The 18,578-nt window shown below is 59.4% G+C and carries 16 protein-coding genes; 12 read left to right on the forward strand and 4 right to left on the reverse strand.

Annotation, left to right across the window (positions count from 1 at the left end):
• Nucleotides 1-100: 100 nt before the first annotated feature.
• Together FKV68_RS31350 and FKV68_RS31355 are read right to left on the reverse strand one after the other, a co-directional pair.
• Nucleotides 101-2,098: a glycosyltransferase gene (locus tag FKV68_RS31350; protein ID WP_180942788.1), complete on the reverse strand. Its 1,998-nt coding sequence runs from the start codon at nucleotides 2,096-2,098 to the stop codon at nucleotides 101-103.
• Nucleotides 2,080-3,312, reverse strand: a complete 1,233-nt coding sequence (locus FKV68_RS31355; protein ID WP_180942789.1) for an HlyD family secretion protein — start codon at nucleotides 3,310-3,312, stop codon at nucleotides 2,080-2,082. Before FKV68_RS31355 ends, FKV68_RS31350 begins: the two co-directional genes overlap by 19 nt.
• Before the next feature lie 380 nt (nucleotides 3,313-3,692).
• Here FKV68_RS31355 and FKV68_RS31360 point away from each other — a divergent pair, with 380 nt between their 5' ends.
• From FKV68_RS31360 to FKV68_RS31385, 6 genes are all read left to right on the forward strand, one after another.
• Nucleotides 3,693-5,381, forward strand: a complete 1,689-nt coding sequence (locus FKV68_RS31360; RefSeq protein WP_180942790.1) for a putative bifunctional diguanylate cyclase/phosphodiesterase — start codon at nucleotides 3,693-3,695, stop codon at nucleotides 5,379-5,381.
• 74 nt (nucleotides 5,382-5,455) lie between these two features.
• Nucleotides 5,456-5,974 (forward strand): ubiquinone biosynthesis methyltransferase UbiE, encoded by a 519-nt coding sequence (locus tag FKV68_RS31365; RefSeq protein WP_180942791.1) that lies wholly within the window; start codon nucleotides 5,456-5,458, stop codon nucleotides 5,972-5,974.
• Nucleotides 5,971-7,155 (forward strand): class I SAM-dependent methyltransferase, encoded by a 1,185-nt coding sequence (locus tag FKV68_RS31370; protein WP_180942792.1) that lies wholly within the window; start codon nucleotides 5,971-5,973, stop codon nucleotides 7,153-7,155. Before FKV68_RS31365 ends, FKV68_RS31370 begins: the two co-directional genes overlap by 4 nt.
• Nucleotides 7,152-9,512 (forward strand): SpoIIE family protein phosphatase, encoded by a 2,361-nt coding sequence (locus tag FKV68_RS31375; RefSeq protein ID WP_180942793.1) that lies wholly within the window; start codon nucleotides 7,152-7,154, stop codon nucleotides 9,510-9,512. Before FKV68_RS31370 ends, FKV68_RS31375 begins: the two co-directional genes overlap by 4 nt.
• Before the next feature lie 4 nt (nucleotides 9,513-9,516).
• Nucleotides 9,517-10,074 carry a slr1658 superfamily regulator gene (locus FKV68_RS31380; protein ID WP_180942794.1) on the forward strand — a complete coding sequence of 186 codons (558 nt, stop codon included), beginning with the start codon at nucleotides 9,517-9,519 and terminating at the stop codon, nucleotides 10,072-10,074.
• A gap of 16 nt (nucleotides 10,075-10,090) precedes the next feature.
• Complete coding sequence (locus FKV68_RS31385) at nucleotides 10,091-10,429, forward strand: slr1659 superfamily regulator (protein ID WP_180942795.1); 339 nt, start codon at nucleotides 10,091-10,093, stop codon at nucleotides 10,427-10,429.
• Between the two features lie 123 nt (nucleotides 10,430-10,552).
• On the opposite strand, the gene FKV68_RS31390 is transcribed toward FKV68_RS31385, so the two are convergent.
• On the reverse strand, nucleotides 10,553-11,698 hold the full coding sequence (locus FKV68_RS31390; protein ID WP_180942796.1) for a helix-turn-helix domain-containing protein: 1,146 nt from the start codon (nucleotides 11,696-11,698) through the stop codon (nucleotides 10,553-10,555).
• 387 nt (nucleotides 11,699-12,085) lie between these two features.
• Between FKV68_RS31390 and FKV68_RS31395 the strand changes: the two genes are divergently transcribed.
• The 6 genes from FKV68_RS31395 to FKV68_RS31420 all read left to right on the forward strand — a co-directional run bounded on the left by FKV68_RS31395 (nucleotide 12,086) and on the right by FKV68_RS31420 (nucleotide 18,057).
• Nucleotides 12,086-13,099 (forward strand): UDP-glucuronic acid decarboxylase family protein, encoded by a 1,014-nt coding sequence (locus FKV68_RS31395; protein ID WP_245181822.1) that lies wholly within the window; start codon nucleotides 12,086-12,088, stop codon nucleotides 13,097-13,099.
• Nucleotides 13,099-14,085 (forward strand): UDP-glucose 4-epimerase GalE, encoded by a 987-nt coding sequence (gene galE, locus FKV68_RS31400; protein WP_180942798.1) that lies wholly within the window; start codon nucleotides 13,099-13,101, stop codon nucleotides 14,083-14,085. Before FKV68_RS31395 ends, galE begins: the two co-directional genes overlap by 1 nt.
• Complete coding sequence (locus FKV68_RS31405) at nucleotides 14,082-15,941, forward strand: glycosyltransferase family 2 protein (protein ID WP_180942799.1); 1,860 nt, start codon at nucleotides 14,082-14,084, stop codon at nucleotides 15,939-15,941. The genes galE and FKV68_RS31405 overlap by 4 nt, the downstream gene beginning before the upstream one ends.
• Before the next feature lie 10 nt (nucleotides 15,942-15,951).
• Nucleotides 15,952-16,566, forward strand: coding sequence for a DUF995 domain-containing protein (locus tag FKV68_RS31410; RefSeq protein ID WP_180942800.1), 615 nt, complete (start codon nucleotides 15,952-15,954; stop codon nucleotides 16,564-16,566).
• 71 nt (nucleotides 16,567-16,637) lie between these two features.
• Entirely contained in the window at nucleotides 16,638-17,516 is an 879-nt protein-coding gene (locus FKV68_RS31415; RefSeq protein ID WP_425347629.1) for a glycoside hydrolase family 26 protein, read from the forward strand.
• Between the two features lie 25 nt (nucleotides 17,517-17,541).
• Nucleotides 17,542-18,057 (forward strand): DUF995 domain-containing protein, encoded by a 516-nt coding sequence (locus tag FKV68_RS31420; RefSeq protein WP_180942802.1) that lies wholly within the window; start codon nucleotides 17,542-17,544, stop codon nucleotides 18,055-18,057.
• 97 nt (nucleotides 18,058-18,154) lie between these two features.
• Here the strand turns inward: FKV68_RS31420 and FKV68_RS33500 are convergent, their stop codons facing one another.
• On the reverse strand, nucleotides 18,155-18,460 hold the full coding sequence (locus FKV68_RS33500; protein WP_245181804.1) for a hypothetical protein: 306 nt from the start codon (nucleotides 18,458-18,460) through the stop codon (nucleotides 18,155-18,157).
• Nucleotides 18,461-18,578: the final 118 nt, after the last annotated feature.

Below are 18,578 nucleotides of genomic sequence, written 5' to 3' on the forward strand. Positions count from 1 at the left end.
TTAAATCGTAGCCGATTTAAGGACACATGCAGCCATTCACAGTGCTACAGCGTCCGTCTTTCCCGAGCAAAGCCTAGAGGCGCGGTCCAAGCAATCCCCGTCACGACGCTGTGCGGATGCGCCCGAAAGCGCGCAGCAACAGGTTTACCGAAACCGCGACCCTGTCGATTTCGGCAATGTCCCGGGAATAACGCCCGGTATAGAGCTTGACGATCATCTTGTCGCGTTCCACTCCATGCAGATCGAAGTGGAGATGGAGGTAGTAACGCCGCGCATCGCCCGAGCGGGTAATGTCCCCGCGTCTCTGCGTCACCTGCCTTAGATCGGCCTCGAGCGGCGCGAAGCCTTCAAGATCGAGCATGACGCGAGTCGATTTGAACCTGGTGTTGGCTGGAACCGCAACCACAGCCTTGTCGAGCGATAGACTGACCAGGCGCCCTGCAACGCCCTCAACCGCAACCGCCTCGTCGAGTTTGAAGGCCTGAAGGAGGCGCCGCGGCTTCTCGAAACAGATCAGTGAGGCGATCACAAGCACGACGATGTTGATCCCGGACCAGAAAGCCGCGATCGTCGAAAAGCTGCCGCGCGTGTGCGCGGTTTCGGGAACGATGTTGATCAGGAGGCCGAGTGCCGTCACGACGATGAAGGCCGCAATCCAGGTGAACGTATAAGCGTCGAAAGCGCTCTCCTCGTTACCGCTGCCTTTGGGGGTTACCTTGAAGGGTTTGCCGAATGGCCGCACGAGACTTGAAAGAACCGTTGGCAGCATGCGGAATGTGGCAAAGGTGCCGACCGCGGTGGAGACTAGCGGCAGGTAGCGGGTTGGTGTGATCCATAACATCAGCAGGAAATAGGCGACCAGCACCGGTACCTGATTGGAAACATAGTCGGTGACGTCCGTAAAATAGAGCGGCAGGGCGCCGAACCAAAGGTAGACGATTGGCACCGCGAGTACGCTAAAGCGGACCAGATATTGTACCAGCCAGGACATGGGGAGGAACATGATCCGCTGGAAGAGCGATAGTCCAGGCCCGCGCACCGGGCCATTATGCAGGTAGAGTGTCTGGATGCCGCCTTGGCACCAGCGTTCGCGTTGAACGAAATAGCCGGCCAGGTTCTCGGCCGCCAGGCCCATTGACAACCGCTCGTTGAGGTAGCGGGTCTTATAGCCTCTGTTGAGCATCGAGAGCGTGGTCAGCAGGTCCTCGGTGATTGACTCGGTCGGGAATCCCCCGATGACATCGATCGCCTTGCGGCGGGCGATAGAACAGGAACCGCAACAGAAACTCACATCCCAGCCATCACGGCTTGGCGCGATCTCATCGAAGAACAGGCGCTGCTCGTCCGGCCAGATATTTTCCAGGCCAAGGTTGGACTGTACCGGATCAACGTTGAAGAAATGCTGCGGCGTCTGCACGATGCCGATCGCCTCATCCGAGAAGAACGGCAATGTCCGCCTGAGGAAGTTGCGGTAAGGTACGAAATCCGCGTCGAACACAGCGATGAAATCGCCGGAACTGACGCGCAAGCCATTGTTCATGTTGCCGGCCTTGGCGTGGGCATTGTCGCTTCGGGTCACATGGACCGCGCCGCGCCCTTCGCAGAAGGACTTTAGCCATTCGCGGCGGCCGTCGTCGAGCACATAAACGGTGAGCTTGTCCTTTGGATAGTCGAGCGCCAGCGCCCCGACGATCGTCCTTTCCAGAACGTCCAGAGGCTCATTGTAGGTTGGTATGAAAACGTCGACAGTCGGTAGCTGCCTTGCACTTCCCGCGAAGAACACGCGTGCCAGCCTGTCCGCCTCGGTGCTGCGGTCGACGTAGCGGCTCATCAGGACGAGGAACAGCAGGACCTCCGAGAAAGCGAGGACCTCGACGGTGAACATAAACCAGACCCAGTAGAAGTTGGCGCCATCATTGGGATGGGGAAGAACGGTCTCGAAAAAACGCCATGCCAGATAACGCAAAGCGACGGCGGCAACGAAGGCGCAGGTGGTCGCTCGCGCCCACGTCCGATGGCGCGACCAGTTGGACGGCCCGAGAAGAAAGAAGGCGATGACCAGAAAGGTCGGGGCGAGCGCTAGAAGAGACTGAACCACAGGCCTTTGATCCACTGCGTGAGCCGGACGTTGTGTTTGGCGATGCGCACTTGCGCCGAGCGCCCCACCTGGCAGAAATTGCCGAAGTCCGTGTTCAGTGCCGACGGTTGAAGCAGGATGCGAATCCGGGCGTTGCGCTCGTCCGTTTCCGGCTCGTTGGCAGCAAGGGAATCCTTTTCGGCGACGGCCGACGAGCCCTTGAGCGCTTGCACCTGTCCCTTGAAGACTTCGCCGCGTCCAAAGAGCCGGACCTCCGCCGCGCGGCCGGGATAGATCTCGTCGTAATCGACCTCGGGAACGAGAATGTCGACGAACAGTTCGCGGCAATCAAGGACGCGCATCATCTCGTTGTTCAAGACGACATTCGATCCGCCTACGATACTCCTCGCCCACACAACGCCGTCGAACGGTGATGGAATTGTTGCCGATTCGAGACTGCGAACGCGCTTGTCTTCTTCGATCATTTGCTGTTCGGTCTGACTTGCTCGCGTCCTGTTCTCGGCAATGCGGGTATTGAGATCATTGATGCGGACAATCACCTCGTCCTGGCGCTGACGGGAATATGGAACATCGTTCTGGCCATCGCCGACGACAAATATCCCCTGCCGCACGGCGTCCAGGCGTTGCTGCAGCAATTCCACGGTCAGATTGCTGATCTCGAGTTCGCCGCCGGTGGCAGCGCCGGCCGCCTCGGCAGCCTCGACCATCTTACGGGTAAATATTCCCTTCGACTCCAGCTCTTGCCGACGGTCGAGATCCACCTTTGCCACCACATCCTGGGCACGCGATACCTCGACACGCTTCCGCAGTATTCGAAGCTCCCTTTCCAGGCTGGAGATGGTGGCGCTCTGGAAGACCGAAAGCCGTTCGGCAAGCTGATTACGCAGGCCCATAAGCTCATCGCGTTCCTGCTCCAGCGCCGTGACGCGATCGAGGGCAGTCCGGTGTTCGGCATGCAGCGACGCCAGAACGGTCCGGTTGACGCGTTCGTTGCGAATTTTTGCAAGTGTTTCGCCCTCGGCTACCGGCGTCCCGATCCGCGGCGGCACCCCAGCAATCTCGCCGTCAATCGGCGCATTTATGGTTGCGAAACGCGCATTGACGGTGCCATCCAGGCTGGTGAAGCCGGTCAATCCCGGCAGCAGCACGATGGCGACAAGCAGGAGCAGCAGAATGCCGACCGTGATGCGTGTGATGCGATGATTCAGGATCATATGGACCGCCTCTACTCACTGCCTCGGCGGCGCGGATTGCGACGGTGCTCCGTTGCCAGTGGCACAACCGTTACTAGCGTCATGCCACTTCGAACTAAAGCCGCCTCCTCGCTTTACACCTACCACGTGTTCAGGATTCATCCCCCCTTCACGTCGAGCAACCCTTAAAATTGACTGTTTCAATAGTGATTCTGTGGAAATCGGGGCTGTCTCACCGGCTGAGCGGCATTGACCGAGACACCTTCCGCGATAATTGTGAGCGAACGCTCCGTTGGAGGGTGACACAGAGCTGGTCGAAGTTGTGCTAGGTAAGAATCGGCCGTCTGCCGCTCAGTCAAGACGACAGACCATTTTGAGTGAGACACAAGAGGAGGACAAGGATGCCGGACGCGGATGCGGCGATGTCTGTTTCATCTTCCGCTGAGAGCCACCTTCCCGCCAATACCGACGAGCTCGTCTCTTTGTACGATGAGAGCTTCCACCTCGTCGACTGTTCGGCAGAACACAGGAAGACATACGCCATCGACTCGCTCATCGAGACAACGCTCTGGCACATCTATCCCGAGCTGCTGGCGCCCGGTCCGCAGTCCGCCGTCGAATTCGTCGTTGGAAGCGGACTGCCGCGAACCGTCGAGATCGCCGATGCGGCGACGGGAAATCGCCGTACACTCATGATCTTTCGCAGTGGTCACGGTATCGGGATCATCGAAGCCGAAAGGAGGTACCACCAGGCGTCCAACCAAAGCGAGAGCGATCGGGCGCTCCTGTTGCACCAGGCAACACACGACGTCTTGACCGGTCTGCCGAACCGTCGACGGTTCAGCGATCAGCTACGCAGCGCACTGCCGGTGGCAAACGGTGCGCGGCTGGCCCTGATGCAAATCGATCTCGATGATTTCAAGCCAATCAACGACACGTTAGGACACGGCGCCGGCGACGCCGTTCTCAAAATGGCGGCGGAACGGATCAGGGGGGTGCTCGGGGAACGGGAACTCGCCTACCGGTTGGCCGGCGACGAATTCGCCGTCATTCAATGGAGGACCGATCAACCCAAAGAGGCCGAGCGTTTGGCCGACGCGCTGGTGAATGCCTTCCAAGCACCCTTCACTGTCGAGGGCATTAATGTCTTCGTCGGGGCAAGTGTTGGAATTGCCGTCGCTCCGGCAGACGGAAACGAGATCGAGCAGTTGATGAAGGCTGCCGACATTGCACTCTATGCGGCAAAGAAGGACGGCCGCGGGCGGGCGCGGACGTTCACCCGCTCCATGCTCATTGTGCTCGAGCAGCGCGAAATGCTGCGGCGAAGCCTGCGCACCGCCCTCTCCGAGGGGCAATTCTTCATCGAATACCAGCCGCTCATGAGGTCATCGTCTTCGGTCGCGGGCTTCGAAGCGCTTTTGCGATGGAGGCACCCGCTGATCGGCATTATCCCGCCGAATGTCTTCATTCCAATGGCGGAAGCGGACGGGCTGATGAGCGAAATAGGTCAATGGCTGCTGGAGCGCGCCTGCCGGGCAGCAGCGACCTGGCCATCCCACTTCACAGTCGCGGTCAATCTCTCACCGGCCGAATTCCTGCACGAGGGTCTTACGGATCGCGTGGCGCAAACGCTCGATTTGGTTGGAATCCGCGCCGACCGTCTTGAGCTCGAAATTACCGAGTCGGTGCTGCTGGAGCGAACAACCAACAATCTCGATACGCTCAACACCCTGAACGTGCTGGGTGTGCAGATTTCGCTGGACGATTTCGGCACTTACTATTCCTCACTCAGCTACCTCAAGAATTTCCCTTTTGACACGATCAAGATCGATCAGTATTTCATCAAAGATCTCGAGAGAGATGAGAAGAGCCAGACGATCGTGCGCTCCATCATAGCGCTCGCCCATGGCCTCGGCATGCACGTTACAGCCGAAGGGGTGGAGACCAGGGGCCAGGCCGCCTGGCTCCAGAACGAGGGCTGCGATCGCCTGCAGGGGCATCTCCTCGGTTTCCCCATGCCCGCAGAGGCAATCGGCGAGTTTCTCCGCAAGTCGCCGTCGGCTTCTGTGGCAGGCGTTTTGCGAACGTGAGTGGATAAGCACGAGAAGCGGCTCAACTGCCTTGGAACATCACGTCAGGTTTTGCATGCGGAGGAGGAAGTTAGATGGACGCAGCTGAGAAGGAGGCGCCAGAATCCGCGTTCGAAGCCCTGCTTCAGTTCGACATGGAGATGGGAGCCTTTCTTTCGGACTGGCACCATTGCGATCAGTTGGCGAGCTTCATGGCGCGGATGATCAGCCACAATCGGACGGATCCAGTCCGCCATTCGAATTTCTTTTCTTCCGCTCTCAATGAGCTCCTGGAGATGTCATTCCGCGGCGGTTCTCCTGACGGGCGGATCGGCTGCGCCGTTTATAGGCGCGGCCCGACGGAGCGGGTGAAGCTCACTTTCCCGTGCCCGCCTGGTCAGAGGCAATTCTATCGAGAGGCGGTGTCGAAAACCCGAAAAGGCAACGCCTACGCACGGTATCTCGATGCCATCTCGACGGATCTCGCGCCGAGCCGGGATGCCGTTCTTCTGGACCTGGCGATCAACTTTGATGCGGAGGTCAGGCTGGAGGAGAACGATCCGCCGTCGATTACGCTGGTCGTAGACTTGCCTCTCGAGGGAATAGTGAGTTGAGCACCGCAGCCCTAGCCCTTTCCGCCCCCTTCAAGGTGGAATTCGACCCGAACAGCCAGGAGTTTTCGCTTTCCGGGGTAATTCGACCTCGCTCGGTCGACGAAATCGCCGCGAGCATTTCGATGCTGAGAGAGGTGATCGATGAGGTGCGGGGCGTCCTCTACGTTAACGTGAAACGCCTGGTTCAGATGAACAACACGGCCTTTCATGCTTTCGCGCGCGTGGTTCTCGACGCATGCCGTTCAAGATCGGACATCCGCTTCGTGGTCGTGACCTCAAGTGTCGTGGGTTGGACCGAACGCATGTTCGGGCACTTGAACAAGATCGAGCCGCAGGTCACGGTCGAGGTTTACGACTCCAAGTTCTATCCCGGCCAGAGCTTCGTAGAGGATACGAGTTTCATTCCGATACTGCGCACGCAGACGAAGATGACCTGGCGCCACGAGCGCGCTATCCTGCCTCGCCACGGTATGCGATCTGGGATCGCCATGGCTGACATTTGCTGCGGCATCGGCGATTTTGCCATGCTTGTCCGCAAAGAATTCCAGCCAGCGCGCATTGTCGCCCTCGACCATTCGAGGGCAAGCCTTGCCTATGCACGCGACGTCGCTGCAGGGTTCGGCATCACCGATATCGAATACACCTACGGCGACGCGTCCGAGATGCTGCTCGAGGACAATCAATTCGATTTCGTGACCTGCCGGCATTCACTGCAGATATTCAACCAGCCGGACGTGCTCCTGAAGGAGCTCCATCGGATCTTGAAGCCAGGCGGACGCGTGTATGTCACCAACGAGAAGAATTCGCACTGCCTCGGCGAACCGCGATCACAAAGCATTCAGTGGACTTATGAGGAAGTTGCCAGGCTGTTCAGCCATTTCGAGATGGATGTCGAACTCGGCCCAAAGAGCAGGCGCTATCTTGCCGACGCGGGATTCGACGATATCATCGTCGAATCGTTCATGGTAACCAATCTCGACGGAGACGCGCAGGACTTCGCCGACATCATTGCCGCCTGGGAGAATGTTTATGCCGGGGAGATGGCAGTGAAACGCGGCGATCCTCCCGAGTTCATCGAACGTTTCCGCCAGGGCTTCCGGGATCACATCTTCGCGGCTCTTCACCCGAAGGGTTACGCCGGTTGGCCGATCTGGGCGGCTTCAGGGCGCAAACCACTATGAGTGATCTCGGTGATCAGACCAAGCGCCTGGGTCTTCGCTCGTTCCGCGCCAAGTTCGTTCTCGTCGTCGGCGGGGCGGTGCTCTTCGACCTGCTCGTCACCGGCGGGCTGGCGCTCTGGAACGTGCAGAGGCTTTCCCGCGACGCCGCGGCGGAGGTCGGGCGTGGCCTGGAAGACGCGAGCCAGGACTTTATCCGCTCCTACGCCGAGACAACCGCGGCCCGCGTCAACCTGCTTCTTAATCAGGTTCACTCGGACGTCGGCACACTGGCAGGCGTCCTCCAGGAGCAGATCGATCGACCGGTGAGAAAATCCGAAATCGGCGACGCAATGGCGCGCGGGGCGCCAGGGGCCGTTACGGTCGCATACGACCAGAAGGGCGGGTGGGCTCAGAATCTGCCTGGCCCTTTGTCGGTCGTAAGCGTCTGGGGATATCTCCTCGACGCGAACCACGTTCCCCTTCCCGACGTACAGACGGATATCGAGAACAGCGCGGTCCTTGATCTCGTCGCGCCAAGCCTTCTTGCAAACGGTCAGTCGAAGCTGCAGATGTACTACATCGGCCCCAAGGAGCGGCCGATCTTCAGGACGGCGCCCTACACGGATCAGGCCCAGACCTTCGACAAGCTTTATCCTGGCCACAACAATTCGGAGTTCTGGTCGTTCTTCTTTCCCGGTCTCTACGAATCGTGGGACGGATGGGCGCGCGATCCCGAAACGCGTCCTGTGGGGTTCGACACCACCCAGACGGCGCCCTACACGGACGCAATCACCGGCAAGCTCATCGTCAGCTTCTTCCAACCGCTGTGGTCACGCGACCGGATGCGGGTGGCCGGCGCCGCCGGAGCGGATATCACGCTCGACCAGCTGGCGGAGATCGTCGAGAATGTCAAGGTCGCCGACAACGGCTTCGGTTTCCTAACAATGTCGGACGGCAACGTCGTGGCAATCAATCCGGTCGGAGAGAAAGTCATCGGTCTTCGGGCATCGAGCGCTGCAGGCAGCGAAGGTGTAACGGGTCTCGATCGTTCGCTGCGCAGAAGCATACAGCCGGCGATCGCGCAATTGCCCTTGGGCGAGGACGGATTGCTCAGGCACATCCTCCTTGATGAAAACGGCGAAAGGGTGCCCTACCTCGTCGTCTTGAAACAGTTGCAGCCGACGAATCTTTGGGTTTCCGGACCGGTTCGCCGCGAAAACATGATGCTCGGTATCGTCGTACCGGAACGGGAGATCTATGCGTCGCTGTTTGCTGCCCAAGCAGGAATCTCCGAGGCGACGAACAGGATCGTGATCTACCAGATCCTGGCGCTCCTTGTGTCACTATGTTTCGTCATCGCCGCCGTATTCGCCATATCCAAACGGATCACCGGTGGCATCAGTGCACTTGCCGATGCCGCCAAACGCATCCAAGCCAAGGACTATTCCGTCAGGGTCGATATCCCAACGCGCGACGAGGTCGGAGAGGCGGGCGCAGCCTTCAACCGGATGGCGGAGCAGATCAGCTTCCATACCGAGAATCTCGAGCAACTCGTCGAGGATCGAACGAAGGAGATCGAAGACGCTAACCTGCAGATCTCAGCATTGAACCAACAGCTGCGCAGTGAAAATTTGCGCCTTGGCGCCGAACTGGCGGTCGCCCGTCGCATCCAGATGATGGTCTTGCCGAAGGCCGGTGAACTTGAGGAGATCGCGGATCTGGAGATCGCCGCCTACATGCGGCCGGCGGACGAGGTCGGCGGCGATTATTACGACGTCTTGAAAAACGGAAAGCGCCTGAAGATCGGGATCGGCGACGTGACCGGACACGGTCTCGAGAGCGGCGTTTTGATGCTGATGGTTCAATCTGTCGCGCGGGCACTGCAGGAAGCCGGCGAGATGGATCCTTCCCAATTCCTCAACCGCGTCAATCGCGCCATCTACAAGAATCTCGTCAGGACCAGCACCGACAAGCATCTCTCGCTGGCTTTCCTTGACTACGACGGCGCGCGCATGACGCTCTCTGGCCAGCACGAAGAGCTGATTGTGGTCAGGAATCTTGGAAACGTGGAGCGAATAGACACCCTCGACCTCGGGCTGCCGATCGGGTTGGAGCCAGACATTTCACCCTTCGTGGCAACCCGCGACATCTCGTTTGGCCGCGGGGATATGATCATTCTCCACACTGACGGAGTAACGGAGGCGGAGAACAGGAACGGCGAACTCTTTGGTATCGAAAGGCTTTGCGAGAGCGCCCGTCGGCACTACGGCCGAAGCGCCGAGGATGTCAAATCCGGCATCATCGAAGATCTGATGACACATATCGGCACGCAGAAGATCCATGACGATATCACGCTGGTGGTGATGAGACACAGGTGAACGGATGACGACCTTATACGGACTGGAAGACGTGGCGATTGGAACGGGCGAAGATGTGACGAGGCTTCGGCTCTTCGAGGGACCGCTCGATCTCAGCTGGAAACACTGCGCAATGACGTCGGATTTCGTCGCCGAGTTCGTTGCGCTGCGCTATCGAACGTCCCGCAGCCTCTACAAGGAAGTGCGGCACAATGTCGGCTACCTGACTAATGAGCTTATAGAAAACGCGGTCAAGTTTCGGACTTCCGGCGAAATTGTCGTCGAAGCATCGATTGCGACCAACGCCTTTCGGACAAAAGTCTCCAATTTCATCGACGTTGATACGGCCGAGCGGTTCCAGCACTTGCTTTCAGAGATAACCGCGGGGGATCCGGGCGAGTTGCTCATAGAACGGATAGAAGCGAATGCGACCGGCTCCGGTGCTGGCTCCGGTCTTGGACTTCTGACCCTTATGAGCGATTATGGTGCCCACTTCGCTTGGGTTTTTGGATCCGACAGACAGGATAGCAAGATCCCGCTGGAAACCTACGCCTCGATTACAGTCCCTGATCTCTCGAACTGATGGAACAGCGAAAAATATGGAAATCAAAGAAGACGAGTATCGCGTTTGGTTGGAAGGCAAGGACATCTATTTCGATGGGAGCATGCGCTTGCCCAGCACGGAGGCCTACGCCCCGATTTTTTCCTTGGTGATGAGCGTACTTGAGACCGATCCCGATCGCATGACCGTTGATCTCACGGGATTGCAGTTTCTCAATTCATCCGGGATCAACCTGCTGGCAAAACTCACGATCGAAGCGCGCAAGCGGCCGAATATCCAATTCACCGTCCGCGGGAGTTCGGAGTATCCCTGGCAATCGAAGTCTTTGCCAAACCTCAAGAAACTGCATCCGGGCGTCGATCTCAGGCTGACCTGAGGGGACACTCAACGAAAGCCCTGCCCCGACAAAGCGCATCGCCGCGGTAGACCAGTGCGATGGTTGCCGTTCAGCCGATTGCGCCCGCACGACAACGCTGGGGCTTGCTTGCCTGCTGACGCCTCAGCCCTGAAGGGATTTAAGCCAGTCGCCGATGGTGGCTCCGCGATGGCGCTCGGAATGAGCGAGCGGTGCGACATGCCGTTCGGTGGCTGCCATCTTGCGGATATCGCGCGGGTTCGCGCCGAATTCGTGATTGAAGGCGCGTGTGAAATTTGCGGCCACGTCGAAGCCCGCGGCTTCCGCGATCTCGGAGATAGGCCGATTATTCGTCGGGTCACTGAGGTCCGCATAGGCCTGCAGAAGCCTGCGTCGGCGAATATAATTAAGGACGCCGCCGCTCGGCTCGAACAGTTGATAGAGGCGTGTTCGCGAAATGCCCAGTGCCCGGGAGATGGCATCCGGGGACAATTCTCCCGAATGAAGGTTATGATGGATGTACCGATGCGCCCGTTCCATCATTCCCATGTTTACCGGGGACCCTGCCGCGTCCGGCCGCGTGGACGATGCGGCGCAAGCGACGATCATGTCACGTATCGTGCGCACGATACGCGGCACTTCAGGCGCGGTAATGTTGCTGAGATTTGATTCCATGCCATTGATGTAGTTGATGAGCAGATCCGCCAGGCTGCCGGACAAGACGGAATTATTAGCGCCCTCGAACTTGCTCGCATCCTCCGCCAGCAATTCATATGGCATGAAGAGAAAGACGGCCGCAGACTCCGTCATGCGCCCGCGATATGGATAGCCGAGCGACCGGAAAAAGAGTTCTCCTGGCCCCGTCTCCGTAACGCGGCGGTCGACTTCGGTCCATGCCCGACCGCTGCGGAACAGTCCAACATTCCAATGGTCGATCGGGCTGGAGCGCAGCATCGCGCGAGATCGCTCATAGCTGTATCCCGGCGTACGCTGTTGAACGACGAGCAAATCACCAAGGTGCCATCCTATCTGCTCTGCGGGGAAACCCTCATCCGGAGACTTGCCGTCCGGCAACCGAACATCGACCAGCGGCGCCATGTGCCCGCGCCAAGCGTCAAACTGCTCGGCAGGCGGCAGTGCGAGCGTGGAGAAGTGCGAGGGCACCAGTCCCGGGTGGTTGGCGGCTTCCCTTCGCACGGTCGGCTCACGGGGCCAACGGCGCCGCTCCAAATGCGCCGGCCACGCCGGAGTTTCCGTCGGATTATCTCCTGACCCGGACTCCTTACTCATGCAACTCCTCCAGTGAATGGTCTCCTCGAGCGTGAACCGCAGGCGATCGAATGCTTTGAGACGGCCATCTCTGCCCCGGTGCAACTCGCCCCAAAGTGGAACGGTTCCGCCGGAGTACACCCAAGAGTGATAGTTATACCTCGTTTTGAGTAGAAATGCACGGCAAGATAACTATCCGGATTGGGTGATAATGACATTCACCACGCTGCGATTGTATCAAGAGACAACAGTCGATTTCAAATAGCGCGAGGCAAAAGCCAGGGTATTTTCGAACGAAAGTATTTGAATTACCTAGTTATTCCTTCCGTTGGCGAACAGTGCTTAGTTTTTTGATAAGTGGCGTGGAGATTATCCGTGAATTATTTTCGTAATGATTTCAGAAACACTTTGACCAATGCAAACGAAGACAATGATTTCTCGCGGCGCCCGAAGAATCTGAAGCGAATACTCGTCACTGGCGGCGCGGGCTTCCTGGGATCACATCTCTGCGAGCTGCTTCTTGGCGCCGGTCACGAAGTCATTTGCATCGACAACTTCTCGACCGGCTTGAGACGCAACGTTGCGCAGCTGAAGCGCTTCGACACCTTCCGTGTCATCGCCCATGACATCGTGGAGCCGATCGACCTGGAGGTCGACGAAATCTACAACCTCGCCTGCCCGGCATCGCCGCCGCACTATCAGGCCGATCCGATCCAGACCATGAGGACCTGTGTGGTCGGGTCGCTCAATCTGTTGGATCTGGCTGCGCGCAAGGGGGCGCGCATCTTCCAGGCGTCGACGTCGGAAATCTACGGCGACCCGCAGGTCCACCCGCAGGTGGAAAGCTACTGGGGCAACGTCAATCCCTTCGGTCCACGCTCCTGTTACGACGAGGGCAAGCGTTGCGCAGAAACCCTGTTTTTCGACTTCCATAAGGTCCATGGCGTCGACATCAAGATCGTTCGCATCTTCAACACCTACGGCCCCCGGATGCGTCCGGACGATGGCCGCGTCGTCTCGAACTTCATCGTCCAGGCACTCAAAGGTGAGGACATCACCATTTATGGCGACGGATCGCAAACGCGCTCCTTCTGTTTCGTCGACGATCTGATTGACGGCTTCGCCCGCCTGATGGCGTCGCCATCGTCGCTCACTGGCCCCGTCAATCTCGGCAATCCCGGAGAATTCACGATCAGTGAACTCGCTGAACAGGTGATCCACTTGACCGGCTCACGCTCGAAGATCATCCGCCGGCCCCTGCCCGTCGATGACCCGCGTCAGCGCCGCCCGGACATTTCGCTTGCAACGGAAGCGCTCGGCTGGCACCCGACGATCAATTTGTCGGAAGGTCTTGCGCGCACGATCCAATACTTCGACGGCCTCCTCTCCGGTTCCGATCGGAAAGTGATGGAGCTGGTCTGATGAACGCGCCACGCATTCTCGTTACGGGTGGGGCCGGCTACATCGGCAGCCACACGGCAAAGCTTCTCCGCCTGGAGGGCATCGAGCCTGTCGTCTACGATAATTTGTCGACCGGGAACCGCTCCGCGGTACGCTGGGGACCATTCGTCCAGGGAGACATCCTGGACACGGCCCGTCTGGTCGAAGTGATGGAACAATATCAGCCGGCCGCCATCATCCATTTCGCAGCATCCGCCTATGTCGGTGAGTCCGTCGCAGACCCTGCGAAGTACTACAACAACAACGTCCGCGGAACGCTGTCGCTCCTCGATGCGTGCCGGCAGACGGGCCTCGACAAGATCATCTTCTCGTCGAGCTGCGCCACCTACGGCGTACCGGCGGTGTTGCCGATCGACGAGGCCACGCCGCAGGCACCGATCAATCCCTACGGCAAGACGAAACTGATGGCCGAGAACATGCTTGCGGACTACGCGGCGGCCTTCGGACTCAACTATGTATCGCTGCGCTATTTCAACGCCTGCGGGGCCGATCCGGAGGGTGATCTTGGGGAGTGGCACGACCCGGAAACGCACCTCATTCCGCGGGCACTCATGGCCGCGGCAGGCAAAATCCCGCATCTGGAGATCTTCGGCGACGACTACGACACGTCCGATGGGACCTGCGTGCGCGACTATATCCACGTGGCCGATCTGGCGCGCGCTCACGCGCTGGCCTATCGACATCTCGCCAGCGGTGGAGCGAACCTTGCGCTCAATCTCGGCACCGGCCGTGGTTGTTCCATCAAGGAAGTGCTTCAAGCAATCAGCGAGGTTACAGGTCACGACGTCCCGGTGATGTTTCGCCGACGACGTTGCGGAGATCCGCCGGCGCTCTATGCCGATGCTGCGCTTGCCCACCGGACACTGGGCTTCCTGCCCCGCTATTCCGATCTTGAGACAATCGTGCGAACGGCTGCGCCATTCTTCGGACTGGAGGCGCGGCCATGACTCGCCTTTCTGCCGATGACCGGACGAACACGTCGCAAAGCGACGAGCCCTTGCTCGTCCCGGTGCTCACCGGCTATCGCCGGGCGGAATATCTCCTCGGCGCCGGCCTGTGGCTAGCCGCCCTCGTTCATTTCTGGGCCTGGTGGCTAGAGCCGCGCCACCACTTGGACACTTTGGGCAGCGTTACGGTGACCGCGGTCCTCGCGTGGGTCACCCTCCTGCCTGGCTATTTCATTGCGGTCTTCTACCGCGCGGCAAAACCAAATGGACCTCTGCGGTTGCCGGTCGGCAGCCGCGTCGCGATGGTCGTGACCAAGGCACCATCGGAACCCTTTTCGATCGTGTCGGAGACACTGAAGGCGATGCTCGCGCAGGATGTCCCGCACGACACCTGGCTCGCAGACGAAGATCCCTCCGAGGCGACGCTCGAGTGGTGCCGCAGGCATGGCGTCTTCGTCTCGACCCGCAAAGGACGGGCCGACTATCATCGGACCTCGTGGCCGCGACGCACGCGTTGCAAGGAAGGCAATCTCGCCTTCTTCTACGATCATTACGGCTATGATCGCTATGATTTCGTGGCCCAGCTCGACGCAGACCATGTTCCTGAGCCTGGTTATCTTTTCGAGATGCTGCGGCCTTTTGCCGACCCGAGGGTTGGTTACGTCTCCGCACCAAGCATCTGTGACCGCAACGCATCGGAGAGCTGGGCGGCGCGCGGAAGGCTTTATGCCGAGGCGAGCATGCACGGCTCGCTTCAGGCTGGCTATAATGGGGGGCTGGCGCCGCTGTGCATAGGATCGCACTATGCGGTCCGCACGGCGGCGCTGGAGGAGATCGGCGGACTCGGGCCCGAACTGGCCGAAGATCATTCTACGACGCTGATGATGAACGCCGCCGGCTGGCGCGGCGTCCACGCGCTCGAAGCGATCGCGCATGGTGATGGGCCGCGCACCTTTGGGGACCTCGTGACCCAGGAATTCCAGTGGTCGCGCAGCCTCGTGATGCTCCTGCTGCAGTATTCGCCACGCTTGGTTGGCAGATTGCCGCTGCGGCTGAAGTTCCAGTTCCTCTTCTCGCAGCTCTGGTACCCTTTGTTCGCGTGCTTCATGGCGCTGATGTTCGCGATGCCGATTATGGCGCTGGCGCGCGGCGAGACCTTTGTCGCGGTGACCTATCCTGATTTTCTCGCGCATTTCGCGCCGCTTTCGACCATCCTCGTGCTTTTGGCCTATCGCTGGCGCGCCAGCAGTTCGTTCCGGCCGTATGACGCCAAGATCCTGAGTTGGGAATGCACGCTCTTCCTCTTTGCGCGGTGGCCTTGGGCTCTCGCTGGCACGCTGGCCGCGGTGCGCGACTGGCTCACCGGATCCTTCGTGGATTTCCGCGTCACACCGAAAGGTGCATCCGAGGTCGATCCGCTGCCGTTCCGCGTTCTCGCGCCTTACGTCGTTCTGGCCATTGCAGCCGTGCTGCCGGTCCTCCTTGTCGGCGATGCTGCGAACGCCAAGGGCTTCTACCTCTTCGCGATCCTGAATGCCGCGATGTACTGCCTGCTTCTGCTGGTCATCGTCGCCCGGCATTCGAAGGAGAACGCGGTCGCCGTTCCCTCCCGTTTTCACCGCCCGGCGATGGCGGCAGGTCTTTCGGCACTCGTCGCATTGCCCGGTATTGCGACCGCCGAACACGGGAAAGACGGGCTTGAGGCGCTCGCATGGGGTGCCGGACACCTCCGCCTCTTCGAGGAGCGCTATGCGGCAGCGGGGGCCGGGCAGAACGGCAGCAACTCGCGAAAGATCGTCTTTCGGCCGCACTGGATTTCCGTCACGGCGGAACAGGGAAACGGTGGGGCACACTGAGGATAAAGCCATGACAGAAAAAGTCGTATTTCATCGGAAACAACGCTGGGGTGCCCGCTATGCGATGTTCGTCAGGCGTCTTGCTCTTGGCGTCATCCCAGCAGCCCTTCTCCTCAGCCAATCGCCGGCGTCGGCGGAGATCGTCGTTCCCGAAAAAGCACGGGCCATGACCGGGCTGGAGCTTTACATGATCTTCCGCGACAAAACGTGGAAGTGGGAGCATGGCGCCGGCCGAATGCAAGGCGAAGGCCGCGTTTTCCGAGCCTGGGCGCAGTCTGAGGCGGGAGCGACATGGGCGGAAGGCCGCTGGAGCGTAACTGATGGCGGTCAACTCTGCCTGAAAGCCGTATGGCACACCCAGAGCGCCGCGGCTCGCGACAAGACCTGCTTCACGCACCGGATCCTCGACGGCACGATCTATCAGAAACGGGAGCCCGCCGGCGACTGGTACGTCTTCAGACACGCAAAGTCGGCGGCCGATGACGAGTTCAATCGTCTGATCGTTGAGGATCTGGTCGAAACGAAGCTCCCGATCATCCGGGAGGTCCTCAATGCCCAAGCGGAAGCAAAAACGGATAGCGTTCGCCCGCAAACCAAGGCGAACGAAGTTGGAGGTGTGCAATGAACAAGAGATCAAAGGCGTTTGCCTTCACATTTTTTGGCTTGTTGCTGTCGGGTACCGTCCTCGCAGCCAGCATGCCTCGCGGAATTCCAGACGCGAACTCCATCACCACGGCAGTACCATCGGACAAGCGTCCGGTGCTGACGCCGGACTCGATAGATTTCGGCGCCTATGATCCGCATGGCGACTTTGGAGAGCAGTCGCAATCCAAGATCGAACATCTCTTCCTCCCTTGGGAAGACGTCGATCTGTCGACGCTGACGCTTGCAGACAATTATGCGCAAGCGCGCGGACGCACGCTGATGATCACGATCGAGCCGTGGTCCTGGTCACCCGACTGGCGCGTTTCGGATCAGGAATTGCTGCGCAGCATTCTGAGTGGAGAGCGCGATGACAACATGGCCGCGGTGTGTTCGACGGCCGCCACGCTGAAAAGCCCGATCATCATAAGGTGGGGCCAGGAAATGGACGAAACGGATAACCAATTCTCCTGGTCTCACTGGCAGGGTGCGGAATTCAAGGCGGCCTTCCGACGCATGGTGGGCGTGTGCCGGGCGCATCTGAAAAGCGCTAACTTCATGTGGTCGCCCAAAGGGAACCAAGGGCTGGAGGCGTTTTATCCCGGGGACGACGTCGTCGACATCGTAGGGCTGTCGGTGTTCGGCTATCAACAATACGATCGAGCCATGACTGGCCGCGACCTGTCGTTTTCTGAACGTCTGACCCCCGGATATGAGCGGGTGAAGAGCTACGGCAAGCCAATCATGGTCGCCGAGCTCGGTTACGAAGGTGATGCATCCTATGTGGCGAGCTGGGCGACAAACGTGGCCACGCGCCATGCCGAATTCCCGGAACTGACGGCAGTTGTTTATTTCAACGACCGCGAAATCTACCCGTGGCCTGGGGGTTATGGACGGCCCGATTGGCGGGTGGTCCGGGAAGCTACCAACTAGCCAGCATTCCGACAGGAGACATGAGATGAAGTCAGCACCACGCACAATATCTTTGCTTGTCGCAATCGCCACGGCCATCGGTGCGACGGGATCGGTTGCCGAGGCCGCTACCGGACGCGTGAACGCTCAAAAAGCGACGCCGCTGACGCACGAGGAGCTCTACAAGCTCTACGGTCAGAAATCGTGGATCTGGAAAGCGGGCGCCGGCTACTTCTCGGTGCGGCAGCGCCGGTTTACGGCCTGGTCGCGCGAGAACGGAACGCCCTCATACGGCGTCGGCCGCTGGTTCATCACTGGGCCGGGAAAACTCTGCTTCAAGGCCGACTGGCGTGGCAAGGACGGCTCGGCCCCCGCAACGACATGCTTCAGCCATCGCAAGCAAGGTAGCCGCATTCTCCAGAAACGAGAACCGAATGGCGAATGGTATGTCTTCAGGAACACGCCGGCAAAGCCTGATGACGAATTCGCCAAACTTCGCCGCGGCAACTATGTGAGCGCGCGGCTGAACCGCTTCGAGGCCAGGCTCGGCAAGGTCGAATGATCTTGACCGAGTGAAGGGGTTGCGCAGCCTATTGGCGTCAGCGCATCAAAAAGGCTCCGCAGATGAGCCCGTCGCCAATCGGCGCGCAACTCCGCCATTATCGAAGGAAGCAGCGCGAGGTGCTGCCAAAACCGCTCGGCGTGCAAATATATGGCGCGCGCCCGAGATAGGCGGCCCGTTCGAGCTTGGCTGCCCGTTGAACGACGACCTGCTTTGCCGCGACGGGCTTGCTGCTTAACGCCGGGTAGCCGACCTGTTTCGTTAGCGACGATGTGCGGATGCTCTGATCCACGGTGGCAGAACATCCCGACACCGCTGCTACAAGGAGCAGTGCAAGAACGCCCCGCACTATGCCGCTACGGCTGTCGATTGATCCGACCGAAATTCTTGTTTGCGCTTTCATGGCTAGAACTCCCGGTTCCGAAACTCATGCGCAAACGGTAGATGAGACGATTTAAATGGCCGTGCAGAAAATGCATACAACTTGACCTATCGCAGCTACGGTGCTGCCGCACGTGAGT

The organism is Sinorhizobium mexicanum (assembly GCF_013488225.1).
Lineage (GTDB): Bacteria > Pseudomonadota > Alphaproteobacteria > Rhizobiales > Rhizobiaceae > Sinorhizobium > Sinorhizobium mexicanum.